Source organism: Sphingomonas paludis (assembly GCF_053502515.1).
On the sequence record NZ_CP187558.1, the window covers coordinates 955,001 to 975,220 of the forward strand.

Sequence of the window (20,220 nt, forward strand, 5' to 3'; positions counted from 1 at the left end):
CCGAAGTGAATACATAGCTTTGGTGAAGCGAACCCGGAGAACTGAAACATCTCAGTACCCGGAGGAAAAGACATCAACCGAGATTCCGTTAGTAGTGGCGAGCGAACGCGGACCAGGCCAGTGCCCTCAATTCAACTAGCAGAAGCTTCTGGAAAGGAGCGCCATAGCGGGTGACAGCCCCGTATGCGAAAGTGATGTTGAGGGACTTGAGTAGGGCGGGACACGTGTAATCCTGTCTGAATATAGGGGGACCACCCTCTAAGCCTAAATACTCGTATATGACCGATAGCGAACTAGTACCGTGAGGGAAAGGTGAAAAGCACCCCGATTAGGGGAGTGAAACAGTACCTGAAACGGATTGCCTACAAGCAGTTGGAGCCTCTTTATGGGGTGACAGCGTACCTCTTGCATAATGGGTCTGTGACTTAATGTATCAAGCAAGCTTAAGCCGGTAGGTGTAGGCGCAGCGAAAGCGAGTCTGAATAGGGCGACTGAGTTTGATGCATTAGACCCGAAACCCGGCGATCTAGGCATGACCAGGATGAAGGTGCGGTAACACGCACTGGAGGTCCGAACCGATTAACGTTGAAAAGTTACCGGATGAGTTGTGTTTAGGGGTGAAAGGCCAATCAAGCCGGGAAATAGCTGGTTCTCCGCGAAAACTATTGAGGTAGTGCCTCGGATGAACACCCTAGGGGGTAGAGCACTGGATGGATGCGGGGGTCGCGAGATCTACCAATTCTAACCAAACTCCGAATACCTAGGAGTGATATCCGGGAGACAGACGGCGGGTGCTAAGGTCCGTCGTCAAAAGGGAAACAGCCCTGACCTACAGCTAAGGTCCCCAAGTCACGTCTAAGTGGGAAAGCATGTGGGAATCCCAAAACAACCAGGAGGTTGGCTTAGAAGCAGCCATCCTTTAAAGAAAGCGTAACAGCTCACTGGTCTAAATAAGGGTTCCTGCGGCGAAGATGTAACGGGGCTCAAGACGTGCACCGAAGCTTAGGGTGTGTTCTTTGAACACGCGGTAGCGGAGCGTTCCGTAAGCCTGCGAAGCCGAAGGGTAACCGACGGTGGAGGTATCGGAAGTGCGAATGCAGACATGAGTAGCGATAAACAGGGTGAGATGCCCTGTCGCCGAAAGACCAAGGGTTCCTACGCAAGGCTAATCCGCGTAGGGTGAGCCGGCCCCTAAGACGAGCCCGAAGGGGGTAGTCGATGGGAATGCGGTTAATATTCCGCAGCCTGGTGGTGTGTGACGGATGGCGTAAGTTGTCAGTCCTTAACGGATTGAACTGGCAGCGAAGTTGTCCCAGGAAATAGCCCCACCGTATAGACCGTACCCGAAACCGACACAGGTGGTCAGGTAGAGTATACCAAGGCGCTTGAGAGAAGTGTCCTGAAGGAACTCGGCAAATTGCCTCCGTACCTTCGGAAGAAGGAGGCCCTGCATCAAGGCAACTTTTTGCAGGGGGCACAGGCCAGGGGGTAGCGACTGTTTAGCAAAAACACAGGGCTCTGCTAAGTCGGCTTCAAGACGACGTATAGGGCCTGACGCCTGCCCGGTGCCTGAAGGTTAAGTGGAGGGGTGCAAGCTCCGAAATGAAGCCCAGGTAAACGGCGGCCGTAACTATAACGGTCCTAAGGTAGCGAAATTCCTTGTCGGGTAAGTTCCGACCTGCACGAATGGCGTAACGACTTCCCCACTGTCTCCAGGACATGCTCAGCGAAATTGAATTCTCCGTGAAGATGCGGAGTACCCGCGGTTAGACGGAAAGACCCCGTGCACCTTTACTGCAGCTTCAGAGTGGCATTAGGAAGGAACTGTGTAGCATAGGTGGGAGGCTTTGAAGCATTGGCGCCAGCCGGTGTGGAGCCATAGGTGAAATACCACCCTGTTGTTTTCTGATGTCTAACCACGAACCATGAAACTGGTTCTGGGACCCTCTGTGGCGGGTAGTTTGACTGGGGCGGTCGCCTCCTAAAGAGTAACGGAGGCGTGCGAAGGTTGGCTCAGGTCGGTTGGAAACCGACCGTTAGAGTGCAATGGCATAAGCCAGCCTGACTGCGAGACTGACAAGTCGAGCAGAGACGAAAGTCGGTCATAGTGATCCGGTGGTCCCTCGTGGAAGGGCCATCGCTCAACGGATAAAAGGTACGCCGGGGATAACAGGCTGATAACCCCCAAGAGCTCATATCGACGGGGTTGTTTGGCACCTCGATGTCGGCTCATCACATCCTGGGGCTGGAGCAGGTCCCAAGGGTTTGGCTGTTCGCCAATTAAAGTGGTACGTGAGCTGGGTTCAGAACGTCGCGAGACAGTTTGGTCCCTATCTGCCGTGGGCGTCGAAATTTGAGAGGAGTTGACCCTAGTACGAGAGGACCGGGTTGAACATACCTCTGGTGTACCTGTCGTCGTGCCAACGGCGCAGCAGGGTAGCTATGTATGGACGGGATAACCGCTGAAAGCATCTAAGCGGGAAGCCTCCCTCGAGATAAGATTTCATAGGACGGTCGGAGACCACGACCTTGATAGGCCGGATGTGGAAGTGCGGTAACGCATGGAGCTAACCGGTCCTAATTGTCCTATTCGCGCTTGATGAGTCCCACCATCAACGACAGCTTTGGCTTGATCGTTCGATGTGGATGTCATCTCAGACTTTGGTGCATCGATTTGAAACCCGAATTTCCGCGTTCCACCCGCTCCATTGCTTGGTGGCTATAGCGTCTGTGACCCACCCGATCCCATCCCGAACTCGGCCGTGAAACCAGACTGCGCCGATGGTACTATCGCTTAAGCGATGGAAGAGTAGGTCGTCGCCAGGCATTGCAGCCGGTGGAGCGCGGGCATTCAGGAAGACCCATTCACATTGTCAGGGACGCGCAAGGCGTCCCTTTTTTCGTCGGTTCGAGCCATGGCTCGCCGACAGCGTTGGCGCGGGGTGGAGCAGCCCGGTAGCTCGTCAGGCTCATAACCTGAAGGTCACAGGTTCAAATCCTGTCCCCGCAACCAACCCTTCCGCAGATAAGCGCGGATTCCCTCTGACAAGTTACCGCATTTGCTGGCTGGCCGGCCGTTTCGACGTCGGGATCCTGAACACCATGAGTGCGGCTGCCCATCATTTGCGTGACCCTGATCGCTACGGCGACATCGCTTCAGATCGTTATTGGCCCGCCACGCATCCCGGCGCGGATCCGGCACGGCGTTGCCAATGGAGCGGCGGCCCGTTCTGCAGCCTGAATGCATGGCTTGACAGGATGCTGGCCGGCCAGGTTGCGCTTGTCCTGCGGTAACCGGACCGCACAGGCGACATCTTCATCCCGAAATACCAAAAAGGGCGCAGCGTTCATCCGCTGCGCCCTTTTTTTCGTCCTGGCTGCTGCGCCTTACGGCTTGATCAGCCCGATCTCGATCAGCCGTTCGATCAGATAATCGTGAGCGGTGATCGGTTCGGGATAACGGTTCGGCCGGCCTTCGCTAACGCAGCCGGGCAGCGTCTTGATCAGGAAGTCCGGGGCGGGATGCAGGAAGAACGGCATGGAATAGCGGGAGAATCCCCGGCGTTCCGGTGCCGGATTGACGACGCGGTGCGTGGTCGACGGCAGCACATGGTTGGTCAATCGTTGCAGCATGTCACCGACATTGACGACCATCGCGCCCTCGGGCGGCTTCACCGGCAGCCAGCGGCCGTCACGGTCGAGCAATTCCAGGCCCGCTTCTTCGGCGCCCAGCAGCAAGGTGATCAGGTTGATATCCTCATGCGCCCCGGCGCGCACTTCCGGTGCGTAGACGGGCACCGGCGGATAGTGCAGCAAACGCAGGACCGAATTGCCGTCCTTGACCGCCGGATCGAACCAGTCCGGCTGAAGGCCGAGGTGACGGGCAATGGCGGACAACAGCCGGTCGCCGGCATCGTCCAGCGCGCTGAACAGTGCCAGGAACACGTCCCTGAACCCTTCCGGCTGGTCCGGCCAGATGTTCGGTGACATGAACGATTGATAGCGGTGGCCCTCCGGCAGTTCTCGGCCGACATGCCAGAATTCCTTGAGGTCGACATGGGACGCGCCCTTGGCGATCTCGGTCTTGAACGGGGTATAGCCGCGCGCCCCGCCGCCGCCGGGCAGATGGTAGGCGCGCTTATCCGCCTCAGGCAGGGCAAAGAACGCCTCAGTCATCGCCCAGGCGCGGGCAACCAGATCGGTATCGACGCCGTGATCGCTGACCATGGCAAATCCGAAGCGTTCGAACGAACGGCCCAGTGCCGCGGAAAAACCGTCCGGATCGGTGTCGGCATCGTGCATCGACAACAGGGGCACTTCGGCAAGGGGGGTATCAAGCATCGTCATTCGTTCCGACAGCAAAAAGGTTCGTTGATGTCGCCAAGATAGGATGAACCTTCCGCCCCGAACAGGGTTGAAACACCGCCCGGGCGGGTGCAGAGCCGTTGCGTTGCGCGGTTGCCGGACGCGACCGAGCCTGAATGACGCAGCCTGCCGCAATCGCGGCTGTCCCGATGGAGCTTGACCCTTGCATAGCCCAGCGCGAGCATCGCTCGATCGGTCGCCCCTGCCCTTTGCCGAATTCGTTGCGCTGATCGCGTCGATCATGGCGCTGACCGCGCTGGGGATCGATTCCATGCTGCCCGCCCTCCCGGCGATCGGAGAAGCGCTGGGCGTCGCATCCGACAATGAACGGCAGTTCGTGATCACCGCCTTTCTGCTCGGCTTTTCGCTGGCGCAGCTGGTGCACGGGCCGCTGGCCGACCGGTTCGGGCGAAAGCCGATCCTGGTCATCGGGATCGCGCTCTATGCCGCCACCAATGTCGTCGCTGCCTTTTCCTCGAGCTTTACCCTGTTGCTGGTCGCCCGGTTCCTGTCCGGCATGGCGGTCGCGTCCGGCCGTGTGGTCACGATCGCGCTGGTCCGCGACTGTTTTGCCGGGCGGGCCATGGCACGGGTGATGAGCATGGCGTTCATCGTGTTCATGGCAGCACCGGTGATCGCGCCGGCATTCGGGCAGTTTGTCCTGCTGTTCGCCCCGTGGCGATGGATTTTCGGCGGCATCGCGATCGTGGCTTCGCTGGTGCTGACCTGGTTCGTGCTGCGCATGCCGGAGACGCTGGCTGAGGAGGACCGGACGCCGCTGTCGGTCAGCCGCCTGTCCAGCAGTGCCCGGGTCGTGATCGGCGACCGCTGTTCGGTGGGATACACGCTGACCGCGGCCTGCATATCGGGCGCGCTGTTCGGGTTCGTCGGATCGGTGCAGCAGATCGTGTTCGACACGTTCCGGCGGCCCGACCTGCTGGTGGTCGTGTTTGCCAGCGTCGCTGGGCTGATGGCGGCTTCATCGTTCCTGAACAGCCGGATCGTCATGCGGTTCGGCACCCGCGTGATCAGCCATGCGGCGCTGCTGGCGATGATCGCATTTGCCCTTCTGCACCTGGCGATCGAGCAGATGGGCCAGGAAACGCTGACCAGTTTCGTGGTGATGCAGGCGCTGACCATGGGCTGTTTCGGGCTGGCCAACACCAATTTCTCGGCCATGGCGATGGAGCGGATGGGCCATGTCGCTGGGGTCGCATCCAGCATTCAGGGTTTCGTATCCAGCCTGGGCGGTGCGGTGCTGGGGGCCGTGATCGGTCAGGCCTATGACGGGTCGACGGTGCCGCTGACCCTGGGCTTTGTCCTGTGCGGGCTGGCCGGGCTGAGCATCGTGCTGGTGACCGAGCGCGGGCGGCTGTTTCGGCCCCAATCGGCTTAATTTCAGGCGCGCCGGAACGCCCGGCACGGCGCTTCGTTCGCCCCCAATGCCGGTCTCATCCCGATGACCGGCATCCCTGGAGGGTATGGCGATGATCCCTGTGCTTGGACCCAATGACGATGGGTATGACGAAGACGGCTATGACGAAAGCCAGCGCGCCGAAATCCTGGAAGTCGAAGGCGGCGGCCCCGGCAACGGCGTGATCCAGAACGACCTGAACCCGGACCTGGGTCAGGATCCCGAAGCCGTGCAGGATGAGGAAGAGGACGACCTGACCATCCTGGGCGAAGACGAGGATGAGGATGAGGACGACGAACTGGACGGCATCGAGCCGCTGGACGGCGAGCCGGACGATCTGGACCTGGACGACGAAGACGACGTGTGATGCGCTTCAGGCACGCGGGGCGGCCAGCCGTTCCGCGTGCCATGCAACATGTTCGGCCATGAAGGTCGAAATGCAGTAATAGCTGTGATCATAGCCCGGCTGAAACCGGAGGGTCAGATCGATCCCAGCCCGGGCACAGGCCTGTTCCAGCAGTTCGGGCTTGAGCTGCTCGGTCAAGAACGGGTCCGCTGCCCCCTGATCCACCAGCAGGTCGGAAAGGACCGCGCCATCGTCGATCAGCGCGCAGGCGTCATAGGCCTGCCAGCTGCTGCGATCATCGCCCAGATAGCCGGACAGCGCCTTTTCGCCCCAGGGACAGGCAAGCGGCGAAGCGATCGGGGCGAAGGCGGACACCGAGCGGAACCGATCCGGGTTGCGAAGCGCGATGGTCAGCGCCCCATGCCCGCCCATGCTGTGGCCCATGATCCCCTGGCGTGCCATATCGGCCACCGCGAATTCGCGGGCGATTAGCGACGGCAATTCATCCTCGATATAGGACCGCATCCTGAAATGCGTGGCCCAAGGCGCTTCCGTCGCATCGACATAGAATCCGGCGCCCTGACCAAAATCATAGGCGTCGTCGTCGGGCACATCGTCGCCGCGCGGGGACGTGTCGGGCGCGATGAAGATCAGCCCGTGTTCGGCACAGGCCCGGCGATACTCGCCCTTTTCCGTCACATTGGCATGGGTGCAGGTGAGTCCGGAGAGATACCAAAGTACTGGCAGCTTCGCGCCGGTCGCGTGCGGCGGGACATAGACCGAAAAGGTCATGGACGTGCCCGTCACCTGGGACGCATGGCGATACACGCCCTGCGTCCCGCCAAATGCCCGTGCGGTCGAAACCGTTTCCAAGTTACGGCCGCCAGATCGCACAGAGCTTGTGACCATCGGGATCGCGGATATAGGACAGGTGCATCGGCCCCAGATTGCCGTCGCGCAGGCCGGGCGGATCCTCGCACGACGTTCCGCCGGCGGCGACCGCGACGTCGTGAAAATCCTTCACCTGCTCGGCCGAATGGCATTTGAAGGCAATGGTGCCGCCATTGGCGACCGTCGCCGGCTCGCCGTTGATCGGCTGCGTGACGATGAACATGGTGCCGTCGTGCATGTAGATCAGGCGGGTGTGGCCGCTGGGCGCGATGTTCGGCAGCGGTTCCCCGGCGCCCAGCACGGCCAGCACCTTGTCGTAAAATGCCTTTGACCGGTCGAGGTCGCTTGATCCGACCATCACGTGATTGAGCATCATCATCTCCATAATATGCGCGAATGCGCAGTTCTTGTTGTCGTCAGGAAATCCGGTGAAACCCGCACAGCTTGTTGCCGGCGGGATCGCGCAGATAGGCGAGATAGAGCGTCCGCCCCTCCGTCCCCTGGCGAATGCCGGGTGGATCCTCGATCGCCGTGCCGCCATGCGCCAGCCCGGCCGTGTGCCAGGCATCGACGGCCGCGGGCGATGCCGCCAGAAAGCCGAGGGTCGAGCCATTGGAGGGGGCGACGGGTTCGCCGTTCAGCGGCAGGGTCACGACGAAACGCCCGGTCTCGCCCTGATAGACGATGCGGCCGCGTTCATCGATCCGGCCCGGCGCATGGCCAAGCGCGCCCAGTGTCGCATCGTAAAAGGCGTGGGAAGCCGGAATGTCGTTTGCGCCGATCACGAAATGGCTGAACATCGCTGCATTCCTTTCGCCTGCTGCCTGCCTATGTGGTGACGAAGCGATCAATACACCACCACGCTGCGGATGCTTTGGCCCGCGTGCATCAGGTCAAAGGCGGTATTGATCTCTTCCAGCCCCATGACGTGCGTGATCATCGGGTCGATCTCGATCTTGCCGGTCATGTACATGTCGACGATCTTTGGCACGTCGGTGCGCCCCTTGGCCCCGCCGAACGCGGTGCCCCGCCAGTTTCGACCCGTCACCAGTTGAAAGGGGCGGGTGGCGATTTCCCTACCCGCCTCTGCCACGCCGATGATGATGCTGGTGCCCCAGCCGCGGTGGCACGCCTCGAGCGCAGTGCGCATCACTTCGGTGTTGCCGGTTGCATCGAAGGTGTAATCCGCGCCGCCATCGGTCATCTCGACGATCCTGGCCACGATGTCCTCGCGGCTCATCCCCTTGCTGTTCAGGAACGCGGTCATGCCGAAGCTGCGGCCCCATTCCTCCCGGTCCGGGTTGATGTCGACGCCGATGATCCGATTGGCCCCGGCCAGCCGCGCGCCCTGGATGACGTTCAGGCCGATGCCGCCCAACCCGAACACGACGACATTGTCGCCGACCTGCACCTTGGCCGTGTTGATGACCGCACCGACGCCCGTCGTCACGCCGCAGCCGATATAGCAGCTGGTCTTGAACGGCGCGTCCTTGCGGATCTTTGCCACCGCGATCTCCGGCAGCACGGTGAAGTTCGAAAAGGTCGAGCAGCCCATGTAATGATAGATCGGTTGCCCCTTGTAGCTGAAGCGCGTGGTGCCGTCGGGCATCAACCCTTTCCCTTGCGTCGCGCGGATCGCGGTGCACAGGTTCGTCTTGCCGCTGAGGCACGACTTACACTGGCGGCATTCGGGGGTGTAGAGCGGGATGACGTGATCGCCGGGCGCGACGCTGGTGACGCCGGCGCCGACCTCTCGCACGATGCCCGCGCCCTCATGACCCAGCACGCTGGGGAACAGCCCCTCCGAGTCCAGCCCGTCCAGCGTATAGGCATCGGTATGGCAGATGCCGGTGGCCATGATTTCCACCAGCACTTCGCCGGGCTTCGGCCCTTCCAGATCCAGCTCGACGATCTCGAGCGGCTGCTTGGCCGCAAAGGCGACGGCGGCGCGGGTTTTCATGGGCTCGCTCCTGAATACGAATGAGACATGGGGCCTAGCCGCCGCAAAGCCATCCGCAAAGGGGCGATAGCGGTAACATTGCGTTGCGCGAAAGCCTTTTGCGATGCAGCATCACGCCATGGCCAGCCTTCCCACAATCGCAAATCACCCCGACCTGAAACTGCTCGGCGGAATGCTGGGCGACGTGATCCGCGCCTATGGCGGCGACGCGCTGTTTGAACGGATCGAGGCGATCCGGTCGGCATCGGTCCGGCGCCATATCGTCGCGCCGGGCGGCGAGGCGAGCGGGGCGGAGCTGTCCAGTCTGTCGCTGGACGAAGCCATCCAGTTTGCACGCGGATTCATGCTGTTTTCCATGCTGGCCAATCTGGCAGAGGACCGGCAGGGCGTTTCTGTCGATGCCGGGACCGGCGTGGACGATGCGCTGGCCGAACTGGCGCAGCACGGCATCGGTGCGGATGCGGTCAACGGCTTGCTGGCCGACGCGCTGATCGCGCCGGTGCTGACCGCGCACCCGACCGAGGTGCGGAGAAAGAGCCTGATCGACCATCGCAATCGCATCGCCGAGTTGATGGCGATGCGCGACCGGAGCGAGGCGACCACGCCCGACGGCGATGCAGTCGACGAGGCGCTGGTGCGGCAGATCGCGCTTCTGTGGCAGACCCGCGTGCTGCGTCCCGACAAGCTGAAGGTCGCGGACGAGGTGGAAACCGCGCTCTCCTATCTGCGCGACGTGTTCCTGCCCGCGCTGCCGCTGCTCTATGCGCGGTGGGACCGGTTGCTGGGCGAGCGTGCGCCGGCGTTCCTGCGGCCGGGCAGCTGGATCGGCGGCGACCGGGACGGCAACCCGTTCGTCACCGCCGATGCGATGGCCTATGCGTTCCGCCGCGCGGCCGAGGCCGTGATTGGATATTATCTGGATGCGGTTCACAAGCTGGGGGCGGAACTGTCCATCTCCACCCGGCATGTGGCGGTGACCGACGAGGTGATGGCGCTGGCCGAAGCCAGCGGCGATGCCGCCACCAGCCGCGCGGACGAACCCTATCGCCGGGCGCTGTCCGGCATCTATGCCCGGCTGGCCGAAACCCATCGCCAGCTGGCCGGCAGCGAGCCGCCGCGACCGGGCGGGTTGAAGGGCGAAGCCTATGCCAGCCCCGGCGCGTTTCGCCGCGACCTGGTGGCGATCGCCCACGGCCTGGCGGCGCGGGGCGGGGGGACGCTGGCCACCGGCGGCGCGCTGGGGCGGCTGATCCGCGCGGTCGAGATTTTCGGTTTCCACCTGGCGACGCTGGATATGCGCCAGAACAGTTCGGTGCACGAACGGGTGGTGGCGGAGCTGCTGCGGGTGGCCGGAGTGGAGGCGGACTATGCCGCGCTGGACGAGGAGGCGCGGATCGCGCTTTTGTCGGCCGAGCTGGCCAGTCCGCGCCCGCTGATCGTGCCGCTGGCCGAATATTCGGAGGAGACGGCGGGCGAACTGGCGATCCTGCGCACCGCCGCATCGGTGCATGACCGGTTCGGCACGGCCGCCATCCGGCAATATATCGTGTCGATGACCCAGTCGGTTTCCGACCTGATGGAGGTCAACCTGCTGCTGCGCGAAGTAGGGCTGTATCGGCCCGGCGATCCACCGCACGCCGCGATCATGGCGGTGCCGCTGTTCGAGACGGTCGCCGACCTGGAGGCTGGGGCGGAGATCATGGCGCAATTCCTGGCACAGCCTGCGGTCGCCAGCATCGCGCGGGCGCGCGGTTATCAGGAAGTGATGATCGGCTATTCCGACAGCAACAAGGATGGCGGATACCTGACCTCCACCTGGCAATTGTCCAAGGGGTCGACCGCGCTGAAGCCGGTATTCGATGCCGCCGGGGTCCGGTTGCAGCTGTTCCACGGGCGCGGCGGCGCGGTCGGCCGGGGCGGGGGGTCGGCGTTCAAGGCGATCCGTGCCCAGCCCGCAGGCACAGTCGGCGGGCGCATCCGCATCACCGAACAGGGCGAGGTGATCGCCGCCAAATATGGCTCGGTCGATCAGGCGGCGGCGAACCTGGAAACCATGGTGGCCGCGACATTGCTCGCCAGCCTGGAGCCGGCGCAACTGCCCCATGCCGATCAGGCGAAGTTCGAGGCGGCGATGGACGCGCTGTCGGCCACGGCATTCTCCGCCTATCGCGGGCTGGTCTATGATACCGACGGGTTCAGGCAATTCTTTCGGCAGATGACGCCGATCAACGAGATTGCGGGATTGAAGATCGGGTCGCGCCCGGCCAGCCGCAAGAAATCCGACGCGATCGAAGATTTGCGCGCAATCCCATGGGTCTTTTCCTGGTCGCAGGCACGGGTGATGCTGCCCGGCTGGTACGGCGTCGGCCATGCCATCGCCGCGTTCGAGGACAAGGGGCTGCTGGCCGCGATGGCGCAGCAATGGCCGCTATTCGCCGCCACCCTGTCCAACATGGAAATGGTGCTGGCCAAATCCGACATGGGACTGGCCGCCCGCTATGCCGAGCTGGTCGAGGACCGGACGGCGGCGGACGCGATCTTCGGCCGCATCCGCGACGGCTGGTCGATGACGTGCGAGGGGTTGTTGGGGGTGACTGGCCAGTCGCGCCTGCTGGAACATCAGCCGACGACCGAGGCGTCGGTACGGTTGCGCCTGCCTTATATCGAGCCGCTCAACTTGCTTCAGGTCGAATTGCTGAAGCGCCACCGCGCGGGCGAGGATGATCCCCGGATCGAGGAGGGCATCCTGCTGACCATCAACGCCATCGCCACCGCGCTCAGGAACAGCGGCTAAGGCTGATCGCTTTGACACCCGACCCCTGCCCCTGACAGGGTAGGGCATGGGATTGTCAGGCTCGATCAAGGGGTTGAACACGGTAGGCCGGCTCGCACTTGTGCTGATCCTGGGCACGGGTGCGGTGCTGGCCTATGCGCGGCTGGTGCCCCTGATCGCTGATTACGACACCTATCGGCGGGTGGAGGTGGAGGGTCGCGTCCGCCTTTCGACCGCGACGGGACGATTGCTGTTGCGGGTGGATCGCGGTTCGGGCGATCCGTTGGTGGTCACCTGTTCGGCGCGGCCGCGATCGGGGGCGTGCTTTCGCCCGGCAATTCAGCGCGGCCTGCGCGATGGCGACGTGGCGCGCGTGACCTATCTTTCTCCGCCGGCTAGTGCCTGGTTCCAGGAACCGGTGGTGCTGCAGATCGCCGATGATCGCCGCGCCTATCTTGATTGCGGGCAGCGGTTGCACGAGTTGCGGCTGGATCCGCGCGGCGACGCCGCGAACGGGTGCCGGGCCGCGTTCTAGTCCAGGAACGGCGCCGCGATTTCCGGGGTCACGCGGAGCAGGCGGCGACTGGCGGCGTCGACCAGCGCCCAAGTCGTCCTGGCCTCGACGCGCACCTTGCCGTCGGCACCGGTGAAGCGGACATGGCGGTCGAACCGCGCGCCTTTCGGTTCGCCGACCCAGGTTTCGGCGGTGACGCTCTCGCCCGCGCTGACATTGCCGCGATAGTCGATTTCATGCCGGGTCACGACCCAGACATAGGCCGCCTGATGCTCCGGCGGGGCGACGGCGCGCCAATGGGCGGTGGCGATATCCTGAATCCAGCGGACCCAGACCGCGTTGTTGACATGGCCCAGCTCGTCGATGTCGTCGGGCGTGGCAGTGATGGTCAGCGAATAGGCAGGGGTCATCGACCGGTGCCTAGTCGTTCGCGTCGCGATCCACCAGCGCCAGTTCAACGGGGCCATGCCCCCGCGCGACCAGGCCGATTTCCTGGGCAGCGGCGCGGGACAGGTCGATCACCCGCCCGGCGCGGAACGGCCCGCGATCGTTGATGCGGACGACGACGGACTTGCGGTTTTCGGGATTGGTGACCCGGACCCGCGTGCCAAAGGGCAGGGTGCGGTGCGCGGCGGTCAGCTCGTCGGGATCGCAGCGTTCGCCGCTGGCGGTGCGACGCCCCGCCATTTCCCGCGAGTAATAGCTGGCCGATCCGATTTCGAACACGGCGGGCAACGGCAATCCGTTTTCCCCGCCATGGGACGCGCAAGCAGGCAGGCCGAGTGCCAGCATTGCCGTGATGATGTGAAGCCCCCTTCGCATGTTTCGACCCGATGACGGGAATCGTTACGCAGGGCCAGCGACTTGCGCCGGAAGGTTGGAGTCGAGCGGCGGAACGTGGCTCCGCCGCCCGACCGGTCAGACGTCGAGATTGGCGACGTTCAGGGCGTTTTCCTGAATGAATTCGCGGCGCGGCTCGACCACGTCGCCCATCAGGCGGGTGAACACCTCGTCCGCCACGTCCGCCTGGTCGATGCTGACGCGCAGCATGGACCGGTGGGTGGGATCGAGCGTGGTTTCCCACAGCTGTTCGGCGTTCATTTCGCCCAGCCCCTTGTAGCGCTGGATCGACAGGCCCTTGCGTCCCGCAGCCATCACCGCGTCGAGCAGCTGGCTGGGCCGGGCGATCAGGGTTTCACCCTTGGCCGGAGCTGCCGGCGCTTCGGCCTCCCCCTCATCGACCGGGGCGGCTTCGTCTGCGGCAGCGGCGGCCTTGGCAGAGACAAGCCGCGAAAGGCCCGAATAGCCATCCGCCTGTTCCTCGGCCAGGCCATGCAGCTTGCGCGCCTCGGCAGAGGCGAGGAATGTCGCTTCGACAATGTGATGATCGGTCACGCCGCGCCAGGCACGCTGGAAATGATAGCCGCCGTCTTGCGTGAGCGCGACCGTCCAGCGCGCCTCGTCATCGGTGCGCTGCAGTCGTTCGGCCACCGCCGTCAGCCGCGCCTCGCGGTCGCCGCGCGAGGCACCGGGGTCGAGCGCGCCGCCCAGCGCCAGCGCCTCGATCAGCGACGGATCGTAGCGGCGCGGGACATAGCGCATCAGCGTCTTCATCCGCCGGGCATGGTCGACGAGCGCGGCCAGATCGGCCCCGCTGCGTGCGCCGCCCGGCCCCTCTAGCACCGCCTGGCCGATGCCATGCTCGATCAGATACTGGTCGAGCGCGGCATCGTCCTTCAGATACACTTGGGAGCGGTTGCGAGACGCCTTGTACAGCGGCGGCTGGGCGATGAAGAGATGCCCGCGCTCGATGATCTCCGGCATCTGGCGATAGAAGAAGGTGAGCAGCAGCGTGCGGATATGCGCGCCGTCGACATCGGCGTCGGTCATGATGACGATCTTGTGATAGCGCAGCTTGTCGATGTTGAAATCGTCGCGGCCGATGCCGGTGCCCATCGCCTGGATGAGCGTGCCGATCTCGCGGCTGGACAGCATCCGGTCGAAGCGGGCGCGCTCGACGTTCAGAATCTTGCCGCGCAGGGGCAGGATCGCCTGGAAATGCCGGTCACGGCCCTGCTTGGCCGAGCCACCGGCGGAGTCACCCTCGACAAGGAACAACTCCGACTTGGCGGGATCGCGTTCCTGACAGTCGGCCAGCTTGCCGGGAAGCGAGGCGATGTCCATCGCCCCCTTGCGCCGGGTGAGTTCGCGGGCGCGCTTGGCGGCTTCGCGGGCGGCGGCGGCGTCGATCACCTTCTGGATCACCTGACGCGCGGATTGGGGATTTTCCTCCAGCCATTCGGCCAGCTTGTCGGCCATCAGGCTTTCGAGCGGCTGGCGCACCTCTGACGAGACGAGCTTGTCCTTCGTCTGCGACGAGAATTTGGGATCGGGCAGCTTGACCGAGACGATCGCGGTCAGCCCCTCGCGCATATCGTCGCCGGTCAACGTGACCTTTTCCTTCTTGAGGAGGCCCGACTTGTCGGCGTAATTGTTGATCGTGCGGGTCAGCGCCGCACGGAACGCGGCCAGATGGGTGCCGCCGTCACGCTGGGGGATGTTGTTGGTGAAACAGAGGACGTTTTCGTAATAGCTGTCGTTCCATTCCAGCGCGACCTCGATGATCACCTGATCCCGGTCGCCGACCACGGCGATGGGTTCGGGGATTAAAGCGGTCTTGTTGCGATCCAGATATTTCACGAACGCAGCGATGCCGCCCTCGTAATAGAGGTCGACTTCCTTGTGCTCCTCGTGCCGCTGGTCGCGCAACTTCAGCCGCACGCCGGAATTGAGGAAGGCCAGCTCGCGGTAGCGATGCTCCAGCTTGTCGAAATCATAGTCGGTGATCTTGAACGTCGCGGGGCTGGCGAAGAAGGTGACCCGGGTGCCCTTCTTGCCGTTCGCGGGGCCGACCACCTTGAGCGGGGCGACCGCCTCGCCGTGGGCGAAGCGCATGTTATGCTCCTCGCCGTCGCGCCAGATCGTCAGGTCGAGCCATTCGCTGAGCGCATTGACCACCGAGACGCCGACGCCGTGCAGGCCGCCCGAGACCTTGTACGCATTGTCGTCGGACGTGTTCTCGAACTTCCCGCCCGCGTGCAGCTGGGTCATGATGACCTCGGCCGCGCTGACGCCCTCTTCCGAATGGATGCCGGTGGGGATGCCGCGGCCATTATCCTCGACACTGACCGATCCGTCGGCGTTCAGCGTGATCAGGATCAGGTCGCAATGCCCGGCCAGCGCCTCGTCGATGGCATTGTCCGACACCTCGAACACCATGTGGTGCAGGCCGGAGCCGTCATCGGTGTCGCCGATATACATGCCGGGGCGTTTGCGGACCGCATCCAGCCCCTTCAGGACCTTGATGGAATCAGCGCCGTAATCGTTGGAATTGGGAGTGTTTTCAGGTGTCGTTGCCATGGCGAGCATATAGGCATGAGCGGGGGCAAGGGGAAGCGAAAACGCCCGGTCAGGGCCGGGCCACCGCCGCCTCCAGCCGGGCCAGCCGGGCGTCGAGCGCGCGGGCGTGCGCTTCGGTGCGTTCCGCATGGCGAAGCGCGACGGCAAGCGGGGTTTCCAGCGCTTCCAGCGCCTCCAGTTCATGCGTTCCGAACAGGCTGCCGTCGCTGCGCGGGCCGAGGAGCAGAAGCGCGATCAGCCGGTCGCCATCGCTGACCAGGCTGCGCACCGGGAACAGCGGATCGCGGCGGTCGCTGCCGGTCGTCCAGGGAAGGCCGCCCGACTGGTCCAGCGCATCGGCCCATGCCATCACCGTGGCGCTGTCCGTCCCCCGCACCGCCAGAACGCGGTAGCCGCCATCGGATCCGTCCGGCACCAGCAGGGCAGCGCGGTCGGCGTGGAGCAGCCGTTTCAGTTCCCCCGTTACCCGGTCGCCCAATTCGGCCGCGCTGTCGCCATGCTGCCAGATCTGGACCAGGCGGGGCAGCTTGCGCAGCCGGATGCGTTCGGGCTGCAGCCGCTGTTCCATCCAGCGATTGGCCCGGGTGCGTGCCGGGCCAAGGACGAGCGCGGCCGAAAGCGTGCTGATCACCGCGATGGCCGGCTTGGCGAAGTCGCCGAAACTGTGTTCGATGCCGATCTCGAACAGCTTGGCGCTGACCGTGGCGATCAGGCCGAGCGCAAGGGTCAGGGTGGCGAATACCGCCGAACGACCGAGCGCCGCATCGGCATCCCACAGCCGATAGCGCAGCAGCGACATCAGGAAACCGACCGCCAGCACGGTAAATCCGAGTTGCAGCACGGTCCGGGCGATGGAGGACAAGGGCCCACGCCAATATTCGGTGAAATAGCGGTTGTCGAACAACAGATCCATGAACGCCACCGACGCGGTGTTGATGGCCAGCGCACCCAGCGTGCCGAACAGTGCCCATTTGAGCTGCTGGCGCATCAGCGGATCCTGGTTGCCGCGATACCGTGCGATGACACTGACGGTGATGATCGCCAGCGGGTACAAGTTCATCGCAGTCAGGATACCGCCCGGCAATTGCGGCACATCCCAGTCGTCCCGCACGGTATTCAGGATCGCCAGCAGGCCATAGAAGGGCAGCACCCAGCACACCCACCCGGCCCAGCGGGGAACGAACCTGCCATCGGGGAACGCCGGCAGCGCGACAGTCAACAGGATCATGAACAGCCAGAACATCAGGTCGAGCATGGCCGGATGCCCGACATACCAGTAAAAGGTGTAGGGCATTTCCAGGTTGTTCGCCGCCGCCAGCATGGCCAGCGACATGAGGATGCTGACCGGATCGCGCGGGCGGCGGATGCGCAGCAGCACGGAACACAAGATCAGCGCGATCGCCGCGATCCAGCCGCCGATCATGATCATCAAGGTTTGCACGCGCATGTCGATCGCAAAGCCGGGTTCGGCGGCGTTGCGATCGATGGTGACGGTGCGCCGTGCCGCGCCGTCCGGCTCGATCTGGATGACGACCAAACGAGGCTGGGCCAGCAACAGGCGGCCAATCGCCTCGTGCGAGGCATCGGGGCCGACGGGCTGCCCGCCGACGGCGGTGATCCGAAAGGCGGTGTCGATGCCGGTCGTCGCCGTAAACGGGGGGCCGGGCCAATAGGGGCTGGACGGATCCTCTGGCGAGGTGCCGATCCCGATGGCGGTGGCGGGTTCGACGACGATGGTCTGTTCGATCCAGGACCGCCATGTCCCGACACCCTGGGCAATCAGCGTCAGCGCCAGCAGGGCGCTCCATAACAGGGTGATGAACAGGGCCAGTGGCCGGGACGGCGGCGGCAGATGCGTCGGCGCGCCGGGCGGAAAACGCAGGCCTGCCGTCATTGCCGTTCGATCAACCCCATGGATGCGGCATATCCCGCGCCCGCCCCCATGGCCATGGTCAAACCGTCTCGTTCAGGCGGCGCGGCGCAATTCCATCCGGCCCCAGATTTCGACGAGCGCATCGGTCAGTTCGCGCATCATCGACTCGTCATGGGCGGGGCCGGGGGTGAAACGCAGCCGTTCGGTGCCGCGTGGCACCGTGGGATAGTTGATCGGCTGAACATAGACGCCGTATTCCGCAAGCAGGATGTCGCTGATCCGCTTGGCCTTGACCGGATCGCCGACCATCAGCGGCACGATATGCGTGGTGGAGGCCATCACGGGCAGACCGGCATCGGCGAACATCGCCTTCAGCCGCGCCGCCGCCGCCTGCTGCCCGTCGCGTTCGACGCACGACGTCTTGAGATGCCGGACGCTTGCCAGCGCGCCGGCGACGAGCACGGGGGACAGGCTGGTGGTGAAGATGAAGCCCGGCGCATAGCTGCGGATCACATCGACGATGTTGCGATCCGCCGCGATATAGCCGCCCATCACCCCGAACGCCTTGCCCAGCGTCCCTTCGATGATCGTCAGTCGCCGCGCGGCATCGTCGCGTTCCGAAATGCCGCCGCCGCGCGCGCCGTACATGCCCACCGCATGCACCTCGTCCAGATAGGTGAGCGCGTTGTACTTGTCGGCCAAGTCGCAGATGGCGTGGACGGGCGCGATGTCGCCGTCCATCGAATAGACGCTTTCGAACGCGATCAGCTTGGGCAGGGCAGGATCGTCGGCGGCCAGCAATTCCTCCAGATGCGCCACGTCATTGTGGCGGAACACCCGCTTTTCCGCCCCGGAATTGCGGATGCCGGCGATCATGGAGGCGTGGTTCAACTCGTCGGAATAGATGATGCAGCCCGGCAGGATCTTGGCGATGGTCGACAGGGTCGCTTCGTTCGACACATAGCCGGAGGTGAACAGCAGCGCCGATTCCTTGCCATGCAGGTCGGCCAGTTCCGCCTCCAGATCGACATGATAATGGGTGTTGCCGCCGATGTTGCGCGTGCCACCGGAGCCCGCCCCGACATCGTGCAGCGCCTGTTCCATCGCCGCGATCACATCGGGATGCTGGCCCATGGTCAGATAGTCGTTGGAGCACCAGACGGTGATCGGCTTCGGCCCGTTATGGCCGGCGAAGCAGCGTGCATTGGGGAACATCCCCTTGTTGCGCAGGATGTCGATGAACACCCGGTAGCGCCCCTCGGCATGGAGGCGGTCGATCGCGGCGGAAAAGGCGCGGTTGTAATCGATCGCGGGCGCGGCAGAGGCGTCGATGCTCATTGGGGCCGATTAGCGACTAATTCCCGACATGGCCAGTGGCTAGAAGGCCGTATCGAGGCGTCCCATCCGGCGTCACTCGTCTGTGAAACTGTCAAGAAACTGAAAAGGTTCGCTTTTTGCAACGGTTCATCGCAAAACTGCACGGATGCCCCGATCAGTGTGATAGGGTTTATTTATTGCGATCAATTGAGTCGCATCCAATTTCGGGCCGTTCCAACGGCCGAAAGGAGTTCCGATGATCGAGGATGATCGGACCTATTACCGCCGCCGCGCTGATCAATGCCGGACCATGGCGGAACGCGCGAGCGACAGTTCAGCCAAGATGGCGCAGCGGACGATGGAGACGCATTATCGCCGCCTCGTTGAGGCGTCGGCCCCAGCCGGGCTGCATGCTTAAAAGTGACTGGCTGACCTGAACGAGTTTGTCGCCAAGAGGCAGGATCAGAGCGGTTCGATAACAGAAAGCCCATAGGTCGCCAGGCTGTCGACCAGTTGTCGGGCGTGCCCGTCCAGCCGGGTGAAGATCGCCCGGCCGGGCGGCGCAACCGCCGGCCAGGACTGTCCGTCGAGCAGATGCGCGATGCGCCTGGCGATGCCGGGGCCGCCATCGACGAACGTTACCGGATGCGGTGCCGCAGCCGTCAACTCCGGTTCGACCAGCGGAAAATGGGTGCAGGCGTTGACGATCACGTCGATCCTGTCGCCATCCGGCTGGTCGAACAGCCCGGCCAGCACGGCACGATAGTCGGCGGGCGCAGTCGCCTGGCCGGCCAGTTTGCGCTCAGCCAGATCGACCAGCGCCGCCGATCCATGGCGGATCACCGTGCAGTCGGCCGCGAACCGCGCCGCGAGATCATCGACATAGGGTTGGCGAACCGTCGCTTCGGTCCCGAGGACGCCGATCACGCGGGACCGGCTGAGTTCGGCGGCGGGTTTGATCGCGGGCACGGTGCCGACAATGGGCAGATCGAGCGCGGACCGCACCGCCGCCAGCGCGATGGTGGATGCGGTGTTGCACGCAATGACGATCAGTCGGGGATCGAACCGTTCGGCCAGGCGGCCGAGCAGGGCGGGGACACGCGCCGCAATCTCCGCCTCGCTGCGCGTGCCATAGGGATAGCCCGCCGAATCGGCGGCGTAGATTACCGGCATCTGTGGCATCAACGCGCGGGCCGGGCCGAGCACGGACAGGCCGCCGATGCCGGAATCAAAAAACAGGACGGGGCGTTGGTCGGCGTGCATCAGGGGCGCTGTGTGCGGCGGTTGCATGGGGAGAATCAACCCACTAACCGATTGGACTGAGCCGACCGGGCGGTCGATGCCCGC

The 20,220-nt window shown here is 63.8% G+C and carries 16 protein-coding genes, 1 tRNA gene and 2 rRNA genes (1 of these 19 running past the window's edge); 8 read left to right on the forward strand and 11 right to left on the reverse strand.

What is annotated here, in order from left to right:
* The 3 genes from ACPVPU_RS04585 to ACPVPU_RS04595 all read left to right on the forward strand — a co-directional run.
* Positions 1 to 2,601 (forward strand): 23S ribosomal RNA (locus ACPVPU_RS04585); it begins 191 nt to the left of the window's first position.
* Positions 2,602 to 2,711: 110 nt separating this feature from the next.
* Positions 2,712 to 2,826 (forward strand): 5S ribosomal RNA (gene rrf, locus ACPVPU_RS04590).
* Positions 2,827 to 2,936: 110 nt separating this feature from the next.
* Positions 2,937 to 3,013, forward strand: a tRNA-Met gene (locus ACPVPU_RS04595).
* A gap of 374 nt (positions 3,014 to 3,387) precedes the next feature.
* On the opposite strand, the gene ACPVPU_RS04600 is transcribed toward ACPVPU_RS04595, so the two are convergent.
* A complete protein-coding gene (locus ACPVPU_RS04600) occupies positions 3,388 to 4,341 on the reverse strand; it encodes an isopenicillin N synthase family dioxygenase (protein WP_448659799.1) in 954 nt (317 codons plus the stop codon).
* Positions 4,342 to 4,528: 187 nt separating this feature from the next.
* Here ACPVPU_RS04600 and ACPVPU_RS04605 point away from each other — a divergent pair, with 187 nt between their 5' ends.
* Both ACPVPU_RS04605 and ACPVPU_RS04610 read left to right on the forward strand, forming a co-directional pair.
* Positions 4,529 to 5,761, forward strand: a complete 1,233-nt coding sequence (locus tag ACPVPU_RS04605) for a multidrug effflux MFS transporter (RefSeq protein WP_448659800.1) — start codon at positions 4,529 to 4,531, stop codon at positions 5,759 to 5,761.
* 91 nt (positions 5,762 to 5,852) lie between these two features.
* On the forward strand, positions 5,853 to 6,146 hold the full coding sequence (locus ACPVPU_RS04610; RefSeq protein ID WP_448659801.1) for a DNA primase: 294 nt from the start codon (positions 5,853 to 5,855) through the stop codon (positions 6,144 to 6,146).
* 6 nt (positions 6,147 to 6,152) lie between these two features.
* On the opposite strand, the gene fghA is transcribed toward ACPVPU_RS04610, so the two are convergent.
* The 4 genes from fghA to ACPVPU_RS04630 are packed head-to-tail and all read right to left on the reverse strand — an operon-like array spanning position 6,153 to position 8,976.
* Positions 6,153 to 7,034 (reverse strand): S-formylglutathione hydrolase, encoded by an 882-nt coding sequence (fghA, locus tag ACPVPU_RS04615; RefSeq protein ID WP_448659802.1) that lies wholly within the window; start codon positions 7,032 to 7,034, stop codon positions 6,153 to 6,155.
* Positions 7,000 to 7,389 (reverse strand): VOC family protein, encoded by a 390-nt coding sequence (locus ACPVPU_RS04620; protein ID WP_448660415.1) that lies wholly within the window; start codon positions 7,387 to 7,389, stop codon positions 7,000 to 7,002. Before ACPVPU_RS04620 ends, fghA begins: the two co-directional genes overlap by 35 nt.
* A gap of 43 nt (positions 7,390 to 7,432) precedes the next feature.
* Entirely contained in the window at positions 7,433 to 7,816 is a 384-nt protein-coding gene (locus ACPVPU_RS04625; RefSeq protein ID WP_448659803.1) for a VOC family protein, read from the reverse strand.
* A 47-nt stretch (positions 7,817 to 7,863) separates the two neighbouring features.
* On the reverse strand, positions 7,864 to 8,976 hold the full coding sequence (locus ACPVPU_RS04630) for an S-(hydroxymethyl)glutathione dehydrogenase/class III alcohol dehydrogenase (protein WP_448659804.1): 1,113 nt from the start codon (positions 8,974 to 8,976) through the stop codon (positions 7,864 to 7,866).
* Positions 8,977 to 9,094: 118 nt separating this feature from the next.
* Between ACPVPU_RS04630 and ppc the strand changes: the two genes are divergently transcribed.
* Both ppc and ACPVPU_RS04640 read left to right on the forward strand, forming a co-directional pair.
* On the forward strand, positions 9,095 to 11,770 hold the full coding sequence (ppc, locus tag ACPVPU_RS04635; RefSeq protein ID WP_448659805.1) for a phosphoenolpyruvate carboxylase: 2,676 nt from the start codon (positions 9,095 to 9,097) through the stop codon (positions 11,768 to 11,770).
* Between the two features lie 46 nt (positions 11,771 to 11,816).
* The gene (locus tag ACPVPU_RS04640; RefSeq protein ID WP_448659806.1) at positions 11,817 to 12,284 is read left to right on the forward strand and encodes a hypothetical protein; all 468 of its coding nucleotides are present in this window, start codon (positions 11,817 to 11,819) and stop codon (positions 12,282 to 12,284) included.
* Here the strand turns inward: ACPVPU_RS04640 and ACPVPU_RS04645 are convergent.
* The 5 genes from ACPVPU_RS04645 to hemA all read right to left on the reverse strand — a co-directional run bounded on the left by ACPVPU_RS04645 (position 12,281) and on the right by hemA (position 18,894).
* Positions 12,281 to 12,673, reverse strand: a complete 393-nt coding sequence (locus tag ACPVPU_RS04645) for an acyl-CoA thioesterase (protein ID WP_448659807.1) — start codon at positions 12,671 to 12,673, stop codon at positions 12,281 to 12,283. The two genes, ACPVPU_RS04640 and ACPVPU_RS04645, sit on opposite strands and share 4 nt — an antisense overlap.
* Positions 12,674 to 12,683: 10 nt before the next feature.
* A complete protein-coding gene (locus ACPVPU_RS04650; RefSeq protein WP_448659808.1) occupies positions 12,684 to 13,085 on the reverse strand; it encodes a septal ring lytic transglycosylase RlpA family protein in 402 nt (133 codons plus the stop codon).
* Between the two features lie 96 nt (positions 13,086 to 13,181).
* The gene (gyrB, locus tag ACPVPU_RS04655) at positions 13,182 to 15,683 is read right to left on the reverse strand and encodes a DNA topoisomerase (ATP-hydrolyzing) subunit B (RefSeq protein ID WP_448659809.1); all 2,502 of its coding nucleotides are present in this window, start codon (positions 15,681 to 15,683) and stop codon (positions 13,182 to 13,184) included.
* Between the two features lie 49 nt (positions 15,684 to 15,732).
* Positions 15,733 to 17,577, reverse strand: coding sequence for a hypothetical protein (locus ACPVPU_RS04660; RefSeq protein WP_448659810.1), 1,845 nt, complete (start codon positions 17,575 to 17,577; stop codon positions 15,733 to 15,735).
* A gap of 72 nt (positions 17,578 to 17,649) precedes the next feature.
* A complete protein-coding gene (hemA, locus tag ACPVPU_RS04665; protein ID WP_448659811.1) occupies positions 17,650 to 18,894 on the reverse strand; it encodes a 5-aminolevulinate synthase in 1,245 nt (414 codons plus the stop codon).
* A gap of 235 nt (positions 18,895 to 19,129) precedes the next feature.
* Here hemA and ACPVPU_RS04670 point away from each other — a divergent pair, with 235 nt between their 5' ends.
* Entirely contained in the window at positions 19,130 to 19,291 is a 162-nt protein-coding gene (locus tag ACPVPU_RS04670; protein ID WP_448659812.1) for a hypothetical protein, read from the forward strand.
* Between the two features lie 44 nt (positions 19,292 to 19,335).
* Here the strand turns inward: ACPVPU_RS04670 and murI are convergent, their stop codons facing one another.
* Positions 19,336 to 20,136, reverse strand: a complete 801-nt coding sequence (gene murI, locus ACPVPU_RS04675; RefSeq protein WP_448659813.1) for a glutamate racemase — start codon at positions 20,134 to 20,136, stop codon at positions 19,336 to 19,338.
* Between the last annotated feature and the right edge of the window lie 84 nt (positions 20,137 to 20,220).

Coding starts and splice junctions, on each gene's coding strand:
- ACPVPU_RS04600 (WP_448659799.1), bottom strand. CDS start 4,341: ATGCTTGATACCCCCCTTGCCGAAGTGCCCCTGTTGTCGATGCACGAT.
- ACPVPU_RS04610 (WP_448659801.1), top strand. CDS start 5,853: ATGATCCCTGTGCTTGGACCCAATGACGATGGGTATGACGAAGACGGC.
- fghA (WP_448659802.1), bottom strand. CDS start 7,034: ATGGTCACAAGCTCTGTGCGATCTGGCGGCCGTAACTTGGAAACGGTT.
- ACPVPU_RS04620 (WP_448660415.1), bottom strand. CDS start 7,389: ATGCTCAATCACGTGATGGTCGGATCAAGCGACCTCGACCGGTCAAAG.
- ACPVPU_RS04625 (WP_448659803.1), bottom strand. CDS start 7,816: ATGTTCAGCCATTTCGTGATCGGCGCAAACGACATTCCGGCTTCCCAC.
- ACPVPU_RS04630 (WP_448659804.1), bottom strand. CDS start 8,976: ATGAAAACCCGCGCCGCCGTCGCCTTTGCGGCCAAGCAGCCGCTCGAG.
- ppc (WP_448659805.1), top strand. CDS start 9,095: ATGGCCAGCCTTCCCACAATCGCAAATCACCCCGACCTGAAACTGCTC.
- ACPVPU_RS04640 (WP_448659806.1), top strand. CDS start 11,817: ATGGGATTGTCAGGCTCGATCAAGGGGTTGAACACGGTAGGCCGGCTC.
- ACPVPU_RS04645 (WP_448659807.1), bottom strand. CDS start 12,673: ATGACCCCTGCCTATTCGCTGACCATCACTGCCACGCCCGACGACATC.
- ACPVPU_RS04650 (WP_448659808.1), bottom strand. CDS start 13,085: ATGCGAAGGGGGCTTCACATCATCACGGCAATGCTGGCACTCGGCCTG.
- gyrB (WP_448659809.1), bottom strand. CDS start 15,683: ATGGCAACGACACCTGAAAACACTCCCAATTCCAACGATTACGGCGCT.
- ACPVPU_RS04660 (WP_448659810.1), bottom strand. CDS start 17,577: ATGACGGCAGGCCTGCGTTTTCCGCCCGGCGCGCCGACGCATCTGCCG.
- hemA (WP_448659811.1), bottom strand. CDS start 18,894: ATGAGCATCGACGCCTCTGCCGCGCCCGCGATCGATTACAACCGCGCC.
- ACPVPU_RS04670 (WP_448659812.1), top strand. CDS start 19,130: ATGATCGAGGATGATCGGACCTATTACCGCCGCCGCGCTGATCAATGC.
- murI (WP_448659813.1), bottom strand. CDS start 20,136: ATGCACGCCGACCAACGCCCCGTCCTGTTTTTTGATTCCGGCATCGGC.